This window comes from Streptomyces sp. NPDC001858 (assembly GCF_053594615.1).
Genome location: NZ_JBSFEV010000008.1, coordinates 81,424 through 98,766, shown reverse-complemented (window position 1 = coordinate 98,766; position 17,343 = coordinate 81,424). Strand labels below are relative to the sequence as shown.

The 17,343-nt window shown below is 68.1% G+C and carries 16 protein-coding genes and 1 pseudogene; 9 read left to right on the top strand and 8 right to left on the bottom strand.

The genetic code is table 11. The features are described 5' to 3' along the window. Window positions 1-2: 2 nt before the first annotated feature. From ACWCPF_RS14110 to ACWCPF_RS14090, 5 genes and pseudogenes are all read right to left on the bottom strand, one after another. Complete coding sequence (locus tag ACWCPF_RS14110) at window positions 3-2,396, bottom strand: hypothetical protein (RefSeq protein WP_451045268.1); 2,394 nt, start codon at window positions 2,394-2,396, stop codon at window positions 3-5. A 48-nt stretch (window positions 2,397-2,444) separates the two neighbouring features. Further along, window positions 2,445-2,990, bottom strand: coding sequence for a hypothetical protein (locus ACWCPF_RS14105; protein WP_451045267.1), 546 nt, complete (start codon window positions 2,988-2,990; stop codon window positions 2,445-2,447). Between the two features lie 606 nt (window positions 2,991-3,596). Continuing rightward, window positions 3,597-5,186: a tyrosine-type recombinase/integrase gene (locus ACWCPF_RS14100; RefSeq protein WP_451045266.1), complete on the bottom strand. Its 1,590-nt coding sequence runs from the start codon at window positions 5,184-5,186 to the stop codon at window positions 3,597-3,599. Beyond that, complete coding sequence (locus tag ACWCPF_RS14095; RefSeq protein ID WP_451045265.1) at window positions 5,177-5,374, bottom strand: helix-turn-helix transcriptional regulator; 198 nt, start codon at window positions 5,372-5,374, stop codon at window positions 5,177-5,179. Before ACWCPF_RS14095 ends, ACWCPF_RS14100 begins: the two co-directional genes overlap by 10 nt. A gap of 476 nt (window positions 5,375-5,850) precedes the next feature. Then, window positions 5,851-6,201, bottom strand: a pseudogene (locus tag ACWCPF_RS14090) (transposase family protein); the annotation flags it as partial. A 130-nt stretch (window positions 6,202-6,331) separates the two neighbouring features. On the opposite strand from ACWCPF_RS14090, the gene cutA reads away from it, so the two are divergent. Then, window positions 6,332-6,658, top strand: a complete 327-nt coding sequence (gene cutA / locus ACWCPF_RS14085; protein WP_451045264.1) for a divalent-cation tolerance protein CutA — start codon at window positions 6,332-6,334, stop codon at window positions 6,656-6,658. Window positions 6,659-6,720: 62 nt separating this feature from the next. Here the strand turns inward: cutA and ACWCPF_RS14080 are convergent, their stop codons facing one another. Then, window positions 6,721-7,962, bottom strand: coding sequence for a helix-turn-helix transcriptional regulator (locus ACWCPF_RS14080; protein ID WP_451045263.1), 1,242 nt, complete (start codon window positions 7,960-7,962; stop codon window positions 6,721-6,723). Between the two features lie 254 nt (window positions 7,963-8,216). Between ACWCPF_RS14080 and ACWCPF_RS14075 the strand changes: the two genes are divergently transcribed. Then, window positions 8,217-8,603: an ATP-binding protein gene (locus tag ACWCPF_RS14075; protein ID WP_451045447.1), complete on the top strand. Its 387-nt coding sequence runs from the start codon at window positions 8,217-8,219 to the stop codon at window positions 8,601-8,603. A gap of 62 nt (window positions 8,604-8,665) precedes the next feature. On the opposite strand, the gene ACWCPF_RS14070 is transcribed toward ACWCPF_RS14075, so the two are convergent. Continuing rightward, a complete protein-coding gene (locus ACWCPF_RS14070) occupies window positions 8,666-9,166 on the bottom strand; it encodes an SAM-dependent methyltransferase (protein ID WP_451045262.1) in 501 nt (166 codons plus the stop codon). A gap of 72 nt (window positions 9,167-9,238) precedes the next feature. After that, window positions 9,239-10,627, bottom strand: a complete 1,389-nt coding sequence (locus ACWCPF_RS14065) for a Tat pathway signal protein (RefSeq protein WP_451045261.1) — start codon at window positions 10,625-10,627, stop codon at window positions 9,239-9,241. Window positions 10,628-10,816: 189 nt separating this feature from the next. Here ACWCPF_RS14065 and ACWCPF_RS14060 point away from each other — a divergent pair, with 189 nt between their 5' ends. The 7 genes from ACWCPF_RS14060 (at window position 10,817) to ACWCPF_RS14030 (ending at window position 17,341) form a co-directional block, all read left to right on the top strand. Beyond that, window positions 10,817-11,308 (top strand): DUF6415 family natural product biosynthesis protein, encoded by a 492-nt coding sequence (locus ACWCPF_RS14060; RefSeq protein WP_451045260.1) that lies wholly within the window; start codon window positions 10,817-10,819, stop codon window positions 11,306-11,308. A 228-nt stretch (window positions 11,309-11,536) separates the two neighbouring features. Then, window positions 11,537-13,381 carry a glycoside hydrolase family 15 protein gene (locus ACWCPF_RS14055; protein ID WP_451045259.1) on the top strand — a complete coding sequence of 615 codons (1,845 nt, stop codon included), beginning with the start codon at window positions 11,537-11,539 and terminating at the stop codon, window positions 13,379-13,381. Then, a complete protein-coding gene (locus ACWCPF_RS14050) occupies window positions 13,381-14,838 on the top strand; it encodes an ATP-binding protein (RefSeq protein WP_451045258.1) in 1,458 nt (485 codons plus the stop codon). Before ACWCPF_RS14055 ends, ACWCPF_RS14050 begins: the two co-directional genes overlap by 1 nt. After that, entirely contained in the window at window positions 14,835-15,245 is a 411-nt protein-coding gene (locus ACWCPF_RS14045) for a roadblock/LC7 domain-containing protein (RefSeq protein ID WP_451045257.1), read from the top strand. The genes ACWCPF_RS14050 and ACWCPF_RS14045 overlap by 4 nt, the downstream gene beginning before the upstream one ends. After that, the gene (locus ACWCPF_RS14040) at window positions 15,242-15,598 is read left to right on the top strand and encodes a DUF742 domain-containing protein (protein ID WP_451045256.1); all 357 of its coding nucleotides are present in this window, start codon (window positions 15,242-15,244) and stop codon (window positions 15,596-15,598) included. Before ACWCPF_RS14045 ends, ACWCPF_RS14040 begins: the two co-directional genes overlap by 4 nt. Next, complete coding sequence (locus ACWCPF_RS14035; RefSeq protein ID WP_451045255.1) at window positions 15,576-16,160, top strand: GTP-binding protein; 585 nt, start codon at window positions 15,576-15,578, stop codon at window positions 16,158-16,160. Before ACWCPF_RS14040 ends, ACWCPF_RS14035 begins: the two co-directional genes overlap by 23 nt. Before the next feature lie 2 nt (window positions 16,161-16,162). After that, complete coding sequence (locus ACWCPF_RS14030; protein WP_451045254.1) at window positions 16,163-17,341, top strand: cytochrome P450; 1,179 nt, start codon at window positions 16,163-16,165, stop codon at window positions 17,339-17,341. Window positions 17,342-17,343 lie beyond the last annotated feature (2 nt).

Here is a 17,343-nt window from a genome sequence, read left to right as displayed (position 1 = left end):
ACTCATACGGTCTCCGGGGCACGGCCTGCCGTCCGGGGGTGGTATTTGGCGACGGCCCTGCTCCGGTCATGGGAGAGGAGATCGGTGAGTTCGTGCCGCAGACGCACGCGGCCGGGCTCGGCGTCGGGTGCGGGGAAGGGCTGCCACGCATACAGCAGGTCATGCAGCCGGTGACGCAGTGAGCGGGCGAGGCCCGGATCCGATGCGCTGAGAGCTCCTCGGAGCACGCTGAACACCAGGGGCCGGAGCTGTGGCTGGTGGTGGGCCGTGTCCATCCACAGGTTGAGTGTGTTCGCGGGGTCTTCCCCGTTGTCGCCCGATGACAGCAGCGCGCTCCAGCCGATGGACAGGTCTTCGACAGAGGCCTGGAACATACCGTCCTCGCTCGCGCCCGGGAGCAGCACCGGTACGCCCGCACCATCGCTGTCTTCACCGGAGGCCAGGGTTGCCAGAGCGGCGAAGCAACGGCGGCCCGAGACAAGGCGCTCGGAGCCGGGCGCACACCACCGGGTGATCGAGGCGAACAGATTCTCGCGAGCGCTGGGGTCGGACCAGATGGTGCGGACCGCGGCACGCAGTGAATCCTGAACCTCGGGGTCCGCCGACCCAGCCGCGTGTCCCAGGCGTATCAGCGCCTTTCCCGTGTAACGGCGGCCGAACTCGCCGGCGCACACGTCGACTGTCAGTTTTCGCAGCGCCGGGTTGTCCTTGCTCTTCGACCAGCGCAGCAGCAGTTCGTGAATGAACCGCCCCATCGTCGGATGGAGTGCGGCGGCGGAGACCAGGTCGGTCGCCGCGTTCCACAGGTCATCGTCCTCACGCCAGGCCGAGACGATCCCCTCGAGCGGGTCCGCCTTCCGGTGGTGGGTGGCCCAGCGCACGGCGAAGGCGCCGACACGGTTCGCCAGCAGCAGTCGTTCGTCTTTCGTGAACGACTCCAGGAACTCATTGGTCTTGGTCTTGGGGGCATCCGCCATCCAGGTCAGGAAGGTCGGGCGGGCCATGGGCCGGTCGATCCAGAAGTAGCTGAGGACGGCGTCGTCCCACCCGGGTCTGCCGAAGTCGATCGTGTCGTCCGTGGGATCGAGTTCGGCTTCGATCTCCGCCACCAGCTCGACGACGCCCGGTTCCTCCTGCCCCTCCAGGGTGACGGGGTGTTTGAAGCGGCGGCAGAGCTCGGCGGTCTGTACGTACACGTGGGCGACGGTCGCGTTCCTGAACAGCGAGGCAACCAGCAGGAAGTTCCGCTCGAAGCTCGTCCTGCCGGGCTTCTTGTGCCACGTGAGGAGTTCCTCGCGCCATGCGGTGCGTGCCCTGACGACGTTCAGCACCTTGGCGTGGAACCCGTCCGGGTCCGCTTCGGACTTCTCCACAGGGGTCTTGGCTTGCTCCGCCTTGAGGATGAGACCGACGATCTGGAGGGTGACGGAGGGCGACTGGCCTTCCAAAAGGTCGCAGATACGCTCGTCGGCGAGCCAGCGCGCGACATCGAAGTCCGGTGCCTCGGCGGCAAGCCACGCCTCGGCCACCTTCACCGGCTCCGGAACACCCAGTTCGGGGACGACTCCTGGCGGGGCGTCTCCTCTGATCCGCTGCCACTGCTCCGGCGTGGTCAGCACGATCATCCGCGAGGAAGACCTCCGCAGAACCCGCTGGATGTCGTAGAGCATCGCGCCGAAATCGTCGCTGACGGCGAAGGCCTCTTCGTCGGCGGGCAGATCCAGCAAGTACCCCGCGTTCTTCTCGCGTGGCAGGTGTCGCAGTGGGAAGCGCCCGGTGCTCCCCAGGCTCAGGGGCCCGACCCTGGCTCCCGTGCGCTGGTACAGATCGGCCAGGAGGGCGTGGGCGGTGAAGGTCCGTCCTGCCCCGGGCTTTCGAGGCAGAACCAGCACCGCTCCCGGTGCCTCGAACGTCTCGTACGCTTTGGTGTAACCGTCGGGTTCGGCGAACACCGCGCGGACGGTCTCCAGGTAGCGGCTGGGGAGTTCCGAGTGCTCCAACAACTGGCCCAGGACCGCGGTGAGTTTTACCGCCGTCATCTCACCGAAGTTGAACAGGGCCTCCTGCCGCAGGTCGGCGACCGCGGCCCCGAGCACCCGCTGGGCCTCTCGAACCCTGGGATCGTCGTCCGCGTCTCCCGACGTCCCGGAACCTGGCTTGCCCACGTCCACGCCGGGCGCCTCGGCCATGGTTTCCTGTGCCGGCCGCCCGTCCCAGGCATCACCCCGACAGGAAACATCCTGCTGCGCTCCGTCATCGGCCTCAGCCCGGGCGGGTCCCGCCCCGGGCTGCTCGTTCCACGGCGGAGCCTGCCCAACAGCGGGCCTATCGCCATTGGGCACAGGCCGACCAGCGCCGATGCGTTCGAAACGATCTTCAGGCATGGCAGAGTCCACTTACGCCCCCGTCAGTAATCGTGCAGTTCGCGGTCTTCCACGCTGCTTCTACAGAAGGTCTTCGATCTCGACGCTGGTCATCTCCGCGCCGGGATGCACGACCTCCGCCGTGTGCTCGACGTCGACGTTCGCCGTGCTGGACACGCGGCGCGCCTTCAGCGCTCGCGAGACACCGTGAACGTCTGCCGCCCTGCTGACGATGCGTATCCCGCTCGCGGGCCGGTCCTCGCCGATGAAGGTGATGCGCCGGCCGTACACCTCTTCGAGGAGGGCGCGGAGCCTGCCGAGCGAGCGCCGCAGCCGTTCGTCCTGGCCATCGACGAGGTGTTCGTGCTGGGCGTACAGCCCGAGCACCTCCATCAGGGATTCGAGTCGCTCGGCCCGCTCCTCGGTCAGGTTGCGCGGCTCGAAGTCCAACGCGTGGCCGGGGTCTCCGACGACCACCTCGGGAACCTCCTCCGGCGGACGAGGTTCGGGTGAACTCCTGCTCGCCGCACGGCGGTCGAGGACGGTCTCAGCGCGTCGGTAGAGGAACGCAATGGCCTGCGTAAGAGCCGAGGCAGCCAGCACCGGAAAACCCAACACGTCAGTCACTGCAGTCCCCCTTGTGGCCTCTTCTCATACCGAACATCACGGCATGAAGGTGCATACGCACACGATGCAGCATGATCGGATGACAAACTGCGCTATCGGCAAGAGATGACCTGAAAGGTGTACTCAGCGTGAAACCCGGAGCCAACTATTCGACGCATCCCCGTAAGCGCCAGTCACCTGCCCTCTGAACTGGCCCTTCACTCCGTACAAGACACCCTGGAGGCTCGCCCCGACCCCAGCCAGATGCGACCGAAACGGGACCGTTCACAGGCCTCTGTTCGCAGGTGAACGGGGTTCCGTGCTACGTCTCTCCGTGCGCGCGAACCCGGATGGTGTATATGGCCCGGCGTGGTGGTTCTGAAGGTGCCAGCGAAATCGCCGTCGGGCTGCGAGAACGGGCCCTCGGACAACGGAGCGCTCGACCGGCCGGCCGAAAAGCACTGGGTACCCCTCCCCCCTCCGCGCACCAGCCGTTACGCGACCGATTCCCACGCCCAGGGACGTGATCCGCGACGTCCACGGACGCAGTCCACGCGGTAGCGCGCCTGGCTCAGCACACGGCGGTTCTGATCGGCCGTCTGCAGGGCAAAGGTCGTCAGTCTCAGCTCACGGATGCCACGCAGTGTCGGATACCCCGGCCAACGCATCACGTCGTATCCGTACAGTTCGCAGTACCTTCGATACTCCTCCTGCGGCAGCTTGCCGAAGGTGTCGCATGCGACCGCTCCCCTTACTGCCGTTTCCCCCCACTGCTGTCCCACCTCTGCCCAGCTGTTCCGGAATATCTCCGGACCAGATCCGGGATAAGCCGTCCCCATCCAGCACCGTTGGCTCCTCCCAACGGTTCATGGAGTTCTTGATGAGCTGATTGGCATGATCCCGCGTTCCGGCAAGGAACTTCGCGTAGTAGCGGAACAGGACCTGGATGCTCTGCCCCGCCCTGCGCGCGCACTCAGCCGGATCCACGCCCGAGGCTAGCCAGAACGAGATCCCGGCATGCCGTAGGTCGTACGGCCGCTTCGCGAGGTTCAGCGCGTGTTCGTCCACCGTGAATACAGCCTCCCTCGCGCGCCCCCAGGTGATCGTGTAGGCGGAGCAATCGATGTAGTTGCCCGCCGCGTTCTGGAAGATCCTGCCGTCGGCGGTGACACCGAAGAGGGCAACGTGATCGAGGAGCATCCGCACCAGCACCGGTGGAATCGGCACCGGACGAGTTGCCGTCGCTGCCCGACGCTTCAGTGAGTGCGCCTCGTGGGGAGTGCCGTCGTCCGTCCATTCCTTTCCCGAAGCGACGATGCCGCCCTTGAGGTTCAGCAGTCCCCAGCCGGTCCGGGGAAGACGGCACTGCGACTTCCTGAGGTTGATCGCCTCCGCCGGACGCATGCCGGCGAAGTACATGCAGCCGAAGAAGGCATACAGATGAGGGCCACGCCCTGGAAGCCGACGTACTGCCTCAAGCAACCGCCTGACTTGGATGGGATTTGGCACGCAGTCGGGGTCGACTTCGTCATCCACCTCGGGAGCTGTCCACCGTAGGCCAATGAGCGGATTGTGGGTGAAGTAGCCGCGCTCTATCGCGTCTCCGAAGACCTCGTTGAGCGCGGCTCTCTTGCGCTTCGTCGTCTTGGGTGCGGCGACGGTCCCGTCAAGTTTCCGGCACAGTGCATCGAGCCCACGACGCAACACCACTGGGTCGTCGAGTTCCGCGACAGGAAGAGAGTTGCGCTCCAACCAGTCCAGCGCAGCCCGCCATTCCTCACGGGGCTCCTTCACCCAGGCCTTCTTGTTGAACCCCCACGAGTAAACCGCCCTGCGCAGCACTCGAGCATCGCGGTAGACAGCCCCCTGGTCCACGAAGGCGACGGTGATCGTGGCGAGCGCCTCGGCGATGGTGCGCCGAGTGTTTCCGGGGGTGCGGTCCCAGCGCGCGTCCATGTACTCCCGGGCCACGGCATACCAGGTGGTCCGCTGCCGTAGCTCGCGCAGCTCGGATGCAGGCAGTCCCGTCTTGGGATCGAACGGCTCACCGTCGCGTGCGGCTGTGATGAGCTTTGCCTTGCGGCTCTCCGCAAGACCCTTGGTCAGGAACGATTCGGACTTCTCGCGACCGTTGACCGTCCACCGCACATCAAACGCCTTGGCACGGCCCGTTCGCTCCCGTATCTCCCAGAACCTGACCTTGTAGCTCAATACCATGCAGGCGTTTCCCTTTCGCACGCTTCCCACCAGGCGTCCAAGTCGGCGCGGCGGCAGCGTAGTTCGCCATTCGGAAGCTTGATCATTCTCGGCGCCTGGCCGCGGGCTCGCAGCCGGTAGAACGCCGATGGACTCATACGGATCTCCGCCAAGACCTCAGTTAGTTTGAGAGCGGGTGGACGGGGCAATGGGCATTCCTTGGGTCCGAGACAAGTGCCGCATTCATCCGATTCATCACCCGGGCCTCGGACAACCGAGGCAAGGTGACCGGCGAACCTTTGAAGGCAATGACTCCCACCGCGAGGGGCAGCCGAATGCGGGCACCTTCAACGGTCCGCAGAATCGCCGGTTTGGCCAACCGGCGATCGTCGTCTATGTTCCGCTCACAACCGGCGGCAGTCCTCCCCGTCCAACGGCCAAGACCTCCAGCGGCGTGCCCGTCGCGCTTTCGGTATCCCTCCGCTTCCCTCACGCACCCAGTCATCGTGCGGTGTAGTACGTTGACATAGCCTTGGACTGGATTCCAGTCTTCCAAAAGGCTTTGCCGTCTGCCGTGAGCAAATGCCCGTTGTCATCCAGTCGAGGCGCTTGACGGCGAACCCAGTCGTTTCGGCTTCTCTGACAGTGAGCCTTTCCCAGTAACGGATCATGACGTTGTGATCGTTCAGATGGCGCGGTCGTATTCGAGCTGGAGCAGTACGAGGGCTGCGGCGGCGATCTTCGTGATGCGGCTGGGGTCGAGGCTGACCCTGCGCAGGGCCTTGAAGGTGGTCTTGAGCAGGGAGTTGGCCTGCTCGCAGACGCCGTGGATGCCGCGGATGACCTTGTTGTAGGTCTGCTGGGCCTCGGTCAGTTCGCCTCCGGCGGGCTTCTTGTGGGGGTGACGGAAGCCGTCGCCGGCGTTCTCGTAGCCGAGGTCGACCAGCGTCGGCATGTCCAGCTCGGCCGCGACGCGGTTGAGTGCCTCGACCAGGCCCTGGTGGCGGGCACAGGTGGTGTCGTGCTCCCGGCCCGGAAACGGACCGGCGCGCCGCTCTGCGCCCGTAACACCTTGACCCGCAGATGAGATCTAGCTCCTGGGCGACCGGGGGCAGGGCAAGCACCCGGCTCGGTAGAGTCGCTCTACCCGAGCTGGAGGTAGTTGTATGGCCAACGATGTTGTGATCGCGCAGACGACCAGCGACAACGAGGACCAGGCGAAGGCGCTGGCCTGGGGCGCTGTCGAAGGCAAACTGGCAGCGGGCGTCCACATCGATGCTCCGGTCACCGCTTTCTACTGGTGGAATAATCAGGTTGAAACGGCGCAGGAGTGGCGAATCTCGTACATGACTACGACGGACCGCCTCCCGGCACTGGAAGCGTGGCTGCACGAGAAGCACCCGTACGACATCCCCCAGTGGATCACTCTGCCAGTGACCGGTGGGTCGGAGGCGTATTTGTCCTGGGTTGTTGAGGAGACGGCACAGGGCTGAGGAGCGACGGGACTACGACGGCGTTCGCGTGCTGAGTTTGGCCCTGTACCGGCGCAAGGAGTTCAGGAGGCGAACTGCCGCAGGTAGACGGCAAGATCCCGTTCTCTGTCGGGAAGCGACGCTGCGATAGTCGATGCGCGCTCCTTGCCCATCGTGTTGGGCTTGGCTTGTGCCGCTGCCGTGAACTGGCGTGACACGTAGACCCCTTGATCGACGTTACCTCCACACAGCAGGGCCGAAGCGAGTTCACCGAGAACCACGACGCCTCCGTCCGGGAGCTCGTCTCCGAGGCGGTCGACTGCGGTGTCTGCTGCAGCGGTGAGTTCAGGACGCCCCAACTGCGCATACACAGAGAGGGCCAACGAGTCCATGCGGTACGGGGTCACGAACCGGACCCACGCCTGCTCGCTGGTGTGATCTGCGAAGTCGTAGGCGAAGCGCGCTCGCTCCAACGCCCGGAGCGCCCCCATTTCGTCGCCGGCCGCCGCAGCCTCCTCCGCGTGCCTGCCGAGGACCCAGGCGGCAGCAGTAGCGTTGCCGGGGCCTCGCACGTCGCTGGCCGCTTGGGCGAGGAACTCCAACTTCGCCTTCGGTGTTGAGGTGCCGTAGCTGCTGTAGGTCAGGGCCAGGGCTCGGAGCGGAGGGTGCCCTGCGGTCGTGGCGCACTGCGACGTGACCTTGTAGTAGGCGTCGGCTTTGTCGTGCTCACCCAGGTCCCAGGCCACCCAACCGGCGAGGGCGGCGGTTTCTCCGGCGGCAATCGTGAGAGCCCGCTCGTGCTCGCCGGCACGAGGCAGAGCCGCGGTGATCGCGTCAAGATGCGACTCGACTGTGCTTTGTAGCCGCCGGGCGCTGAGATTGAGTTCCTGGACGTGCAGTTCAGCGGTCCGGTCGATGAGCGCGACGGCGGAGGGCGAATCGATCTTGGCCCCCTTGCTGATGGCGAAGGCGAGGCGCCCCCAGGGCTCGGCGGCCGTGCTCACGCCGACAGCGGCTCCACCCAGCAGCGTGCGACGCTTCACGGCGTCCTCGTCCTCCTCTGCATCGGCATGCCCCTTCCTCTTCCGAGCGCGGGCAGCCTTGGCCTCCCGCTGTAGCTCCTCGAAGGGCACACCGCAGGCCGCGGCGATGTGGGCGATTGTGTGATTGGTAGGGATGTTCTCGAAGTTCTCATAGCGGCTGATCTCTCGGCGCGTCATGGTGTCCCGGCCGGAGACAGCGTTGATCGCGTCTGCCTGCTCCTCCTGCGTCCTGCCCGCGTCCTGCCGGAGTCGGAGGAGCAGGTCGGCGAACGGATCTGGCATGAGTGCGACCTCTGTCGGTGGGCGGAATCCCATCATGGCCTCAATTCCCCATCCAGATTTCCCCCTTGACAGATTTTTCCCCCTCTGGATTCCCCTGGTCGACGGCGTCGTCACGCGGTGCGATAGCCCTCATGACCAGGCTCCAAGAGGAGGCCCCGCCCGGCGGGGCCGTCCGTAGCTTTGCCGCCACAACTGGTGTGTCATGCGCGAGGTCGGTTCGCGAAGACCGACCAAACACATCGGCGAGGGCAGGCATACCGGCGGCATCCCATGGCTGTCAGGCGGCCTTTCTCCCTGATCTCGAGAAGGTTGGGGAGATGCGGCAGACAACCAGGGCGTTCCTGCGGCGGTGCCGTGTTTCGGAGCCGGTGGCGGGCGTCGTCGCACTTGCCGTCTCGGAGCTGATCACCAACTCCGTGGTTCACGGTGAGGGGGAAGTCGTGCTCCGGATCTCGGTGGCCGTCGACGTGGTGCGCGTCTCGGTCACCGATCACAATCCGGCCCCAGCTGTACTCAAGGAAGCCGGACCCGACGGCGAGTCCGGTCGCGGGATCCGGCTTGTCGATGCGATCTCAGACGCGTGGGAGAGCAGCGGCAAGGAGACGTGGTGTGAGTTCCGGTACGCGAGGGCTGTGGCTTGAGCCTGACTGCCAACTGGTTCCCGACCATTCGAATGACGAGTCGGGCAGCTCAGCCTTTGCCCCTACAAGGGACGCTGCGAGGGCCGTTCGCTTGCTTTCGCCCAGTAGTTCGGTTCGAGCATCTCGCCAGGCCATGCGGGCTGACGGATCGGACCTTGAGGCCCCATCTGTTCGAAGTACGGTGCCAGGTCGATCACGGGCGTCCCGTCGACGGCGTCGAGATCGGTGACCAGGAGGTCCCTGCCTTCGACCTTGAGCAACCGCGGGTAGCTGATCGCCAGTTGGTTGGGGCGCCGATGGTTGCGGTGGACGAACGTACCGGTCGCTGGCCAGTTCTGGTTTCCCCTTGGACTGCGTGCGTGGAGCTGGACGTCTTCGGGCCGGGCGAGATGGAAGCGCCAGGTCACGGTGAGGTGAGAGAACTCCTCGATTCCTTGCAGCGTTTCGAGGGGGTACGCGTTGTCGAGCCTGATGATCGATTCGACCCCGCCTTGGTAGTCGTCCTGCACGCGGGTGTGGCCGCCGACGACCGTTGCGATCGACTTGACCTCGTAGGTCGACATCAGCGCTCGTTCCTCTCCCTGGACGTAGCGTGTGCGGCGGCCTCCGGTCGGCACCGCGCATCTGTTCTGTGGTCAGCCTATGGCGCGCAGCATGCCGCGCGCGCGACGGTCCAGTTCGGCGATGTGGCGACCGCCGCGTTGCCGGACGGGCGAGAGATCGCTCTGCATGCGGACGATGACGTCGCGGGCGCGGCCGGACTGGACGCCGGCCATGGCGTCGAGGGCTTGGTTCCAGGTGGCGCACGCCTCGTCGAGGCGTCCCTGCTGGACCTGGACGGCGCCCAGGTAGCCGAGGGTCACGCTGTGGGTGCGGGCGTACTGCTGGCGGCGGCGGGTGGCGACGCTGCGCTGGAAGTGGATCTCCGCGTCCAGCGGCTGACCCATGTCGCGCAGGGCGCAGGCGGTCTCGTGGGCCAGGGAGGCTTCCTGGAAGAAGCCCACGCGGCTTGGGGCGCCGTTGTTCCCGGCGCGGGAGAGGTCCCGCTCTGCGCGGCTGATGGCCGCGAGGGTGCCGACGCGGTCGCCGTCCGCCGCGAGGGCTCGGGCGTGCACGATTGCGAGCAGAGCCTTCTCGCGATGGCTGGCCTGGCCGTAGCGGTCGCGGGACATCGAGGCGTCCGCCAGGGCGAGCGCTCGGCGAGGATGTCCGAGGTCCACCGCTTGATGCGCGAGGGCGCGCAGGATGTGGCCGCCGAGCGGCCCGTCGCCCGCTTCGACTGCGATGCGGGCGGCAAGGGTGAGGTAGCGCTGGGCGGTTCGGTGCTCGGAGGCGTCGAAGGCCATCCAGCCGGCGAGGTAGGTCATCTCCGCCACGGCCGAGTATGTGTCGCGGCGGAGCTGCTCCGTGCGGAACCTGCTGCCGAGCAGTGGCACAGCTTCGTCGCGAAGGTGGCCGGCGAGCGCCGAGCGGCCGGAGGCTCCACCGCGCTGCTGGTCGCGCGCGGAGTAGAACGTCGTCAGGTTACGGACATCGTCGATATCGGCCTGCGTCACCAGCCTAGGGGAAACTGCTGGGCGCTTCGCCGCCTCGGCCGGAGCTGCTGCCCACCACGAGGCGGCGGGCAAGACGAGGCCGGCGGCCGAGTACGCGGTGTTAGCCAACATCTTGCGTCGGTGCATATCGAGGTCGTCGCTTCCCAACTCGGCCAGCACGGTCAGAGGGTCGACGCTCCAGTCGGAACCGCTGTCGGTTTGGCCTGCGGCTTCACCGTCCAGCCCAAGGTCGGCCAGGGTGAGGCGGCGGCCGAGCCTGCGGGACAGCGTCTCGCGAAGGATATGAGGCGCCTGACCGCTCGGCTGCGTGCCCTGCACCCACATGGCGATGTGCGAGCGGGAGATGGCCTCCAGCTCACGCACCCCGCTCTCCGCGGCTACCCGGGCGACCGCTGCGGCTGCTTGTGGCTGGGACCAGCCTGCTTCGCGCAGGAGCGCGGCGAGGGCGACGTTTCGTTCACGGGCCATGGGCTGCCCCTCGGTTCCGAAATGATCTTTGACGCCTTTGACGGCCTCGGGGACCGCGCAGGCATACCCCTCAGACGGGATTCACGGTTCGCTCAACGTAGCTGCCAGATCACTCACTTCGCACGCCAGCCGTCGGTGCGAACCGGCGATTTTGGCTCACTTTGGCTTGATCCGAACAGGAGTTGTGTCATGCGCCTTTCGCTGGTCCCTCGCGGAGGAAACATCCAGGGCGGGAGCGGAGGGCGAGGGTCCGTCACCGTGGAGCGGGCGCCGCAGCGTGATCACGTGGTGGCCGCGTCGGAGACGATCTCGCTCGTGCTGGGCGAGGATGCGCCGCTGCCCGAGAGTGCTGCTGATGTGGAGTACCTCGTTCGCCTTCTGCGCGGTCACGTTGCCCAGTTGGGAGCACGGACCGCTTCGGGTACCCCTGTCCTGCTGCGCGCGCAGCGGCTCTGCTCTGACAGCCTCCCCGAGGGCTACATGCCAAGCCGCGTGTACCTGGTCAAGCTCGCCGAAGCCACCCAGGAACTGATCGCACACGTGGAACGCGTCGGTCCCGGCCCGATTGGCGAGAAGCCCAGGCTGCGTTGGCGGAAGCCGAAGATCAACGTGCTGCGCGGGGCGGTCTTCGCCGTCGCCCTCGCCTGTCTGGTCTTCGCCGCTTCGGCGCCGCGCACATGACGGTGACCGGGGCCGCCGTCATCGGGCTGGTCCTCGGGCCGATGACATGGCTGGTTCTCCGCGGCGAGCGCGCGGCCGGCTCTGCTGCAGCCGACGAGGACTCCCCGCCGCCCCGGAACGTCCCTCCCTCACCCCGGTGACCACCGGTGTCCCTCCTTCCACCGTTCCCGGCCGCTGCAGCGGCCCCGATACCACCCCGGACCTGCGGGGCTAACGGAGATCCACACGATGAAACGTCTTCCGCGCATCGAGCAGTACGGCCTGATCGGCGATATGCAGACCAGCGCCCACGTCTGCTATGACGGTTCGATCGACTGGCTGTGTCTGCCCCGCTTCGACTCGGCGGCCCCGTTCGCCGCCCTGCTCGGTTCGGAGAAGCACGGTGCGTGGCGCATTGCCCCGGCCGCTGCGTACCGGGAGGGAGCCGGGGCGACTGCCGTACGGCGCTACGTCGGCCAGTCCCTCGTGCTGAAGACGGTGTGGACGACGCCTTCGGGCAGCGTGACCGTCACCGACTTCATGCCGCCGCGGGACGGAGCACCGCAGGTGATCCGGATCGTGGAGGGCACGGTCGGCCAAGTCTCCATGGTGTCCACGCTGCGCGCCCGCCCCGGCTACGGGCGCATCAGTCCGTGGGTCCACGAGGTGGGCGGGCGCATGGTGGCCGAGGGCGGCGAGGACGCGCTGTGGCTGGACACGGCCACCGAGCAGCGTGAGAAGGACGGGGCGATCGTCAGCTCCTTCACGATCGCCGCCGGCGGGAGCGTGGCTTTCGTGCTGAGCTGGGGATCGTCCCACGGTGCCGCGCCCGAGATCCCGGAGCCCGAGGCGGCGCTGGAGGCGACCCTGGCGTTCTGGGAGAGCTGGACGAGCCAGTGCACCTACAACGGGCCGTTCCGCGACGCCGTCGTCCGATCGCTCATCACGCTGAAAGCGATGACGTACGCGCCCAGCGGGGGAATCGTCGCCGCGCCGACCACGTCGCTGCCCGAGGAACTCGGTGGCGGACGGAACTGGGACTACCGCTACACGTGGCTGCGCGATGCCTCCACCACCCTGGCCGCGCTGCTCGGGTCGGGGTTCCGGCAGGAGGCGGACGCCTTCCGCCGGTGGCTGCTGCGGGCCGTGGCCGGCGACCCGGAGAACCTGCAGATCATGTACGGCATCACCGGTCAACGGGACCTGCCGGAGCGGGAGCTGGGGTGGCTGCCCGGCTATGAGAACTCCGCTCCGGTCCGGATCGGCAACGGGGCGGCCGACCAGCTGCAGCTCGATGTCTACGGCTACGTGATCGAGACCCTCTACCTCGCGCACGAGAGCGGGGTCGCCCCATGCGGGGACACCGCGGTCCTCCAGCAGCGGCTCGTCGGGCATCTGGCCGAGCGGTGGCAGATGCCCGACGAAGGAATCTGGGAAGTCCGCGGGGAGCGGCGGCACTTCGTCCACTCCAAGATCATGACCTGGGTGGCCGTCGACCGCACCATCCGGCTGGTCGAGGCCGGCGCTCTGGACGCCGACCTGTTCGCTCTGATCGAGCTGCGCGAGGCCATCCACCACGACGTGTGCACGCGGGGCTTCGACGCGGCCCGCAACACCTTCACCCAGTCCTACGGATCGCAGGAGGTCGATGCCGCCCTCCTGCTGATCCCCCGGGTGGGCTTCCTGCCTGCGGACGATCCCCGCGTGCTCGGGACGGTGAAGGCGGTGCGCCGACAGCTGTCCACCCCGGAGGGCTTCGTGCGCCGGTACCGGACCGCCGGCGAGCGCACTGGGCTCGACGGCCTGGCCGGTGACGAGGGAGCCTTCCTGCTCTGCTCGTTCTGGATGGTCGACGCTCTCGCCCTGACCGGCCGCCTGGACGAAGCGCACGCCCTGTTCGGCCGGCTCCTGGCCCTGCGCACCGACCTCGGCCTGCTCGCCGAGGAATACGACCCCGTCAGCGGACGGCAACTGGGCAACTTTCCGCAGGCGTACAGCCACATCGGGGTCATCGGGTCCGCGCTCCTGCTGCAGCAGCTCGGCGCGGGTGCGTCGGCGGCCGATGCGGACGTCCTCATGGCGGCGGGTGCCTGATGAACACCCTCGCCATCACCACGATCGTCCTGCTCGCCCTCGCGGCCGTCGTCGCCGCAGCGGCGGCCTGGGCCACCCACCGCCGCTGGATGGCAGCACGACAGCAGGCGCATCTCCTGGCCCGTGAACAGCAGGCCACCGAGCAGGCCCTGCACCGACTGGCCCACGAGGTGCTGCCGCAGATCCACAAGGCGGGCGGCCGGGTCGCTGCGCCTGTCCTCTCGCCGGAACTGGTCGGCACCGCGGTCGGCGAGCGGCTCGACCACGTGGCCAAGGCGACGGCCGGCCTCGTCCAGGCCGTGGTCCGTGACATCCAGTTCGCGGCAGACCAGGAGATGGAGCAGGTCAAGACGCGCGGGGCGGAGGAGCTGCGCCGTTCGCACACCGACGCGCAGGAAGAGATCGCCCGCGTGCAGGCGAACGCCGTGCGGTCGACCGAGGCCGCGGTGCGCAGCGTGTCCTCGGCGCTGGTGGGTATGGCCGCCAGGACCAGCCACAGGGTCAGCGAGGGTGTCCGCACGCACCAGGACGACGACGCCTACGAGACGCTGACCGGGATCGACCGCACCGTACAGCAGACGCTGCTGGTCGCTCAGGGCTGGACCGTCCTGGCCGGCGGCAAGCTGACCCGGCACTGGAACACCACGACCCTGACCGACGCGGTGCGGGCCGCGATGGGCTACGTCGAGGACTACCAGCGCGTGGCACCGCAGGAACTGACCGTTGCGGTCAAGACCCGTGTCGTCGGACCCGTGGTGCACACCCTCGCTCTCCTGCTGGACAACGCGCTGCGTTTCTCCCCGCCGCTGTCCCGCGTCCATGTCTCCTTCGAGCAGGGCCACCACGGGGTCACCGTCATCGTGGACGACAGCGGCCTGCAGATGACGCCGGAGCAGCTCGACGAGGCGCGGGACATCCTCACCTGCCAACGCACCGACGACATCACGCAGCTCGGCGCCCTCCCCAAGACGGGGTTCCGGGTCGCCGCCGCTCTCGCGCACGCCTACGGATTCCGGGTCGACGTGCAGGCGCCCAACGCGCTGCTGGGCACCCGCGCGCTCCTCACCCTTCCCCAAGACCTCCTCACCACCGTGGCCGAGGCTGCGCACGTCCCCTCGCGGGCGGCGCAAGGTGTCCTGCAGGGCGCGCTCGCGCCCGTCCCGGAGAGCCGTCTGGCACTCGCCACGGCCGTGTCAAGGCCGCAACCCGCCCCCGTCCCGGCATCCCCGCTGGCCGAGCCCCTCGGCGCACAAGCCGCTCCCGGCACGACGGCCAGCGGGCTGACGAGGCGCCACCGGCGCGGTGCTCCCCTCTCCGCTCCCGCCCGCCGCCCGGTCAACGCGGAGCCGGGACGCGCGAGCGTGATCGCCTCCTGGGCCCGCGGCACCCAGGCGGCACGCGCCGAACAGAACGCCGCCCTCCCCCCGACCGACGACGAGCAAGGACACGAGGCATGAGCGAGAAGAACATCGGCTGGCTCCTGGAGCGCCTGGAGGAGACCGACGGCGTGGAGTACGCCGTGCTGGTCGCAGCCGACGGCATGAGCCCGGACTACACGCCCCGCCTCCCGCGCGAGCAGGCGGAGAAAATCGCGGCCATCACCTCGACGCTGTGGGCGGCGTCGCGGGCCTACGACCACGAGACGGACGGCGGGGGCGTGCGCCAGCTCGTCATGGAGTCGGTCGGCCACATCTCCCTGCTCATCCCGGCCGGGGAAAACACAATGCTCGCCGTCCGCACCAGCAGCCCCCACGCCGACATCGGTGTGATCAGCGAGGCCGCCCTGCGGCTGGCCACGAGCGTCGGCGAGCAGCTGGGGGTCAAAACCCGGGTGGCCAGCGGAGCGGAAGCACCGTCGGCATGAGCAGGCCGCGGCAGGATCCCGACCTGGTCAGGCCCTATGTCCGCACGGGCGGACGTACCCGCCCCAGCACGGATGTGCGCCTGGAGAGCGTGGTCTTCGCCGCAACCGGCACCCTTCCCGCACTCAACGCGGACGCACGCCGGCTGCTCACTCTGTTCGCCAGCGCGCAGGGCGGAGGTCTGGCCGTCGCCGAGATCGCCTCCGCACTCGCCCTGCCGCCCTCGACCACCCGCATCCTCGTCGCCGACCTCATCGGACTCGGACTGATGACCCTCGCGCAGAGTCACGACGCCGAACGCCCTCCCCTCACACTCATCGAAAGGGTCCTTCATGGCCTCCGCGCTCACGCCTGACCGGTTCGTCGCACCGACGGTGACGGCTACCGCGAAGATCGTGGTCGCCGGAGCCTTCGGCGTGGGCAAGACCACCTTCGTCGGCAGCGTCTCCGAAGTGCCCCCCGTGCACATGGAAGAGACCATCACCCGGGCCAGCGCCCTGGTCGACGACCTGGCCCGCACGCCGGAGAAGTCCACCACCACCGTCGGCGTCGACTTCGGACGCAAGCACCTCGGCGACGACCTGGTGCTGTACCTGTTCGGCACCCCGGGCCAGGCCCGGTTCAGGTTCCTGTGGGAGGAGCTGATCGCCGGCGCCCTCGGCGCCCTGGTCCTCGTCGACCCCCGCGACCTGGACGCCTCCCACGAGATCCTCGGCCTGCTCGAAGACAACTGCGTTCCGTACGCGGTCGCGGTCAACCAGTTCGACGGCGCACCCCGCTACCCGCTCCACGAGATCCACGAGGCGCTCGCCCTGGAGGGACACACCCCGCTGACCATGTGCGACGCCCGCGAGCGAGCGTCCTGCATGCAGGCCCTGATCCAGCTCACCGAATACCTCGCCCGTCTGGAGCCCTGACCGTGAGCACCGCGACCCACCGCATCCCCCTGTACGAGCCGGACTTCGCCCAAGACCCGCACACCTCCTACCAGCGCATGCGCGAGCAGTTCGGGCCCCTGGTCCCGGTGGATCTGGCCCCCGGCGTGCCCGCCACGCTGGTCGTCGGCTACGAGGAGGCCCGCCGCATTCTCGGCGACCCGCAGCGCTTCCCCGCCGACCCACGCCGGTGGCAGACCACCGTCCCGGACACCTGCCCCATCCGCCCGATGATGGAGTGGCGCCCCAACGCCCTGCGCTCCGCCGGCGCCGAGCACGCCCGCTACCGGGCCGCGAACACCTCCGCGCTCCAGGCCGTCGACCAGCACGCGCTGCGCGACCACGTCGAGAAGGTCGCCGACCAGACCATCACCGCCTTCAAGGCCGGCGGCAAGGCCGACCTGCTGTCCCAGTACGCCTGGCCGCTCGCCTTCCAGACGCTCAACCACCTGCTCGGCTGCCCCGACGAAGTCGGCCAAAGGATCGCGGACGGCATGTCCAAGATCTTCGACGGGGTCAACGCCTCCATCGGCAACCAGATCCTCGCCCAGGCCGTCACCGACCTCGTCGCCCTGCGCCGCGCGCATCCCGGCGACGACGTGACCAGCCGGCTCCTCGTCCACGTCGCCCAGCTCAACGACACCGAGCTGGGCCAGCAGCTCATCACCCTTTACGGCGCCGGCATCGAACCGCTGACCAACCTGATCACCAACACGCTCCTGGAGATGCTCACCAACCCCGACTTCTCCGGGGACCTGCACGCCGGAGACGCCTCCGTCCGCGACGCCCTGGACACGGTCCTCTACCGCGACCCTCCGCTCGCGAACTTCTCCATGAGCTACCCGCCCCGGCCGTCGGACGTCGGCGGCTACCTGCTCCCGGCCGACGAGCCGGTGGTCATCAGCTACGCCGCCTGCAACAACGACCCCGGCCTGGGAGCCCGCACGCCGCTGGGTAACCGCGCCCATCTTGCCTGGGGCGCCGGCCCTCACAGCTGCCCTGCCAGCTCACACGCCTACCTCATCGCCGAAGCCGCCATCCTCCACATCCTCGACGCCCTGCCCGAGATGGACCTCGACGCCCGCCGCGAGGACCTCGCCTGGCGCCCCGGCCCCTTCCACCGTTCCCTGGTGACCCTGCCGGTCACCTTCCCCACCAGCTGAAA

Coding starts and splice junctions, on each gene's coding strand:
- ACWCPF_RS14100 (WP_451045266.1), bottom strand. CDS start 5,186: ATGGTATTGAGCTACAAGGTCAGGTTCTGGGAGATACGGGAGCGAACG.
- cutA (WP_451045264.1), top strand. CDS start 6,332: ATGGCCAACGATGTTGTGATCGCGCAGACGACCAGCGACAACGAGGAC.
- ACWCPF_RS14080 (WP_451045263.1), bottom strand. CDS start 7,962: ATGCCAGATCCGTTCGCCGACCTGCTCCTCCGACTCCGGCAGGACGCG.
- ACWCPF_RS14070 (WP_451045262.1), bottom strand. CDS start 9,166: ATGTCGACCTACGAGGTCAAGTCGATCGCAACGGTCGTCGGCGGCCAC.
- ACWCPF_RS14065 (WP_451045261.1), bottom strand. CDS start 10,627: ATGGCCCGTGAACGAAACGTCGCCCTCGCCGCGCTCCTGCGCGAAGCA.
- ACWCPF_RS14060 (WP_451045260.1), top strand. CDS start 10,817: ATGCGCCTTTCGCTGGTCCCTCGCGGAGGAAACATCCAGGGCGGGAGC.
- ACWCPF_RS14055 (WP_451045259.1), top strand. CDS start 11,537: ATGAAACGTCTTCCGCGCATCGAGCAGTACGGCCTGATCGGCGATATG.
- ACWCPF_RS14050 (WP_451045258.1), top strand. CDS start 13,381: ATGAACACCCTCGCCATCACCACGATCGTCCTGCTCGCCCTCGCGGCC.
- ACWCPF_RS14045 (WP_451045257.1), top strand. CDS start 14,835: ATGAGCGAGAAGAACATCGGCTGGCTCCTGGAGCGCCTGGAGGAGACC.
- ACWCPF_RS14040 (WP_451045256.1), top strand. CDS start 15,242: ATGAGCAGGCCGCGGCAGGATCCCGACCTGGTCAGGCCCTATGTCCGC.
- ACWCPF_RS14035 (WP_451045255.1), top strand. CDS start 15,576: ATGGCCTCCGCGCTCACGCCTGACCGGTTCGTCGCACCGACGGTGACG.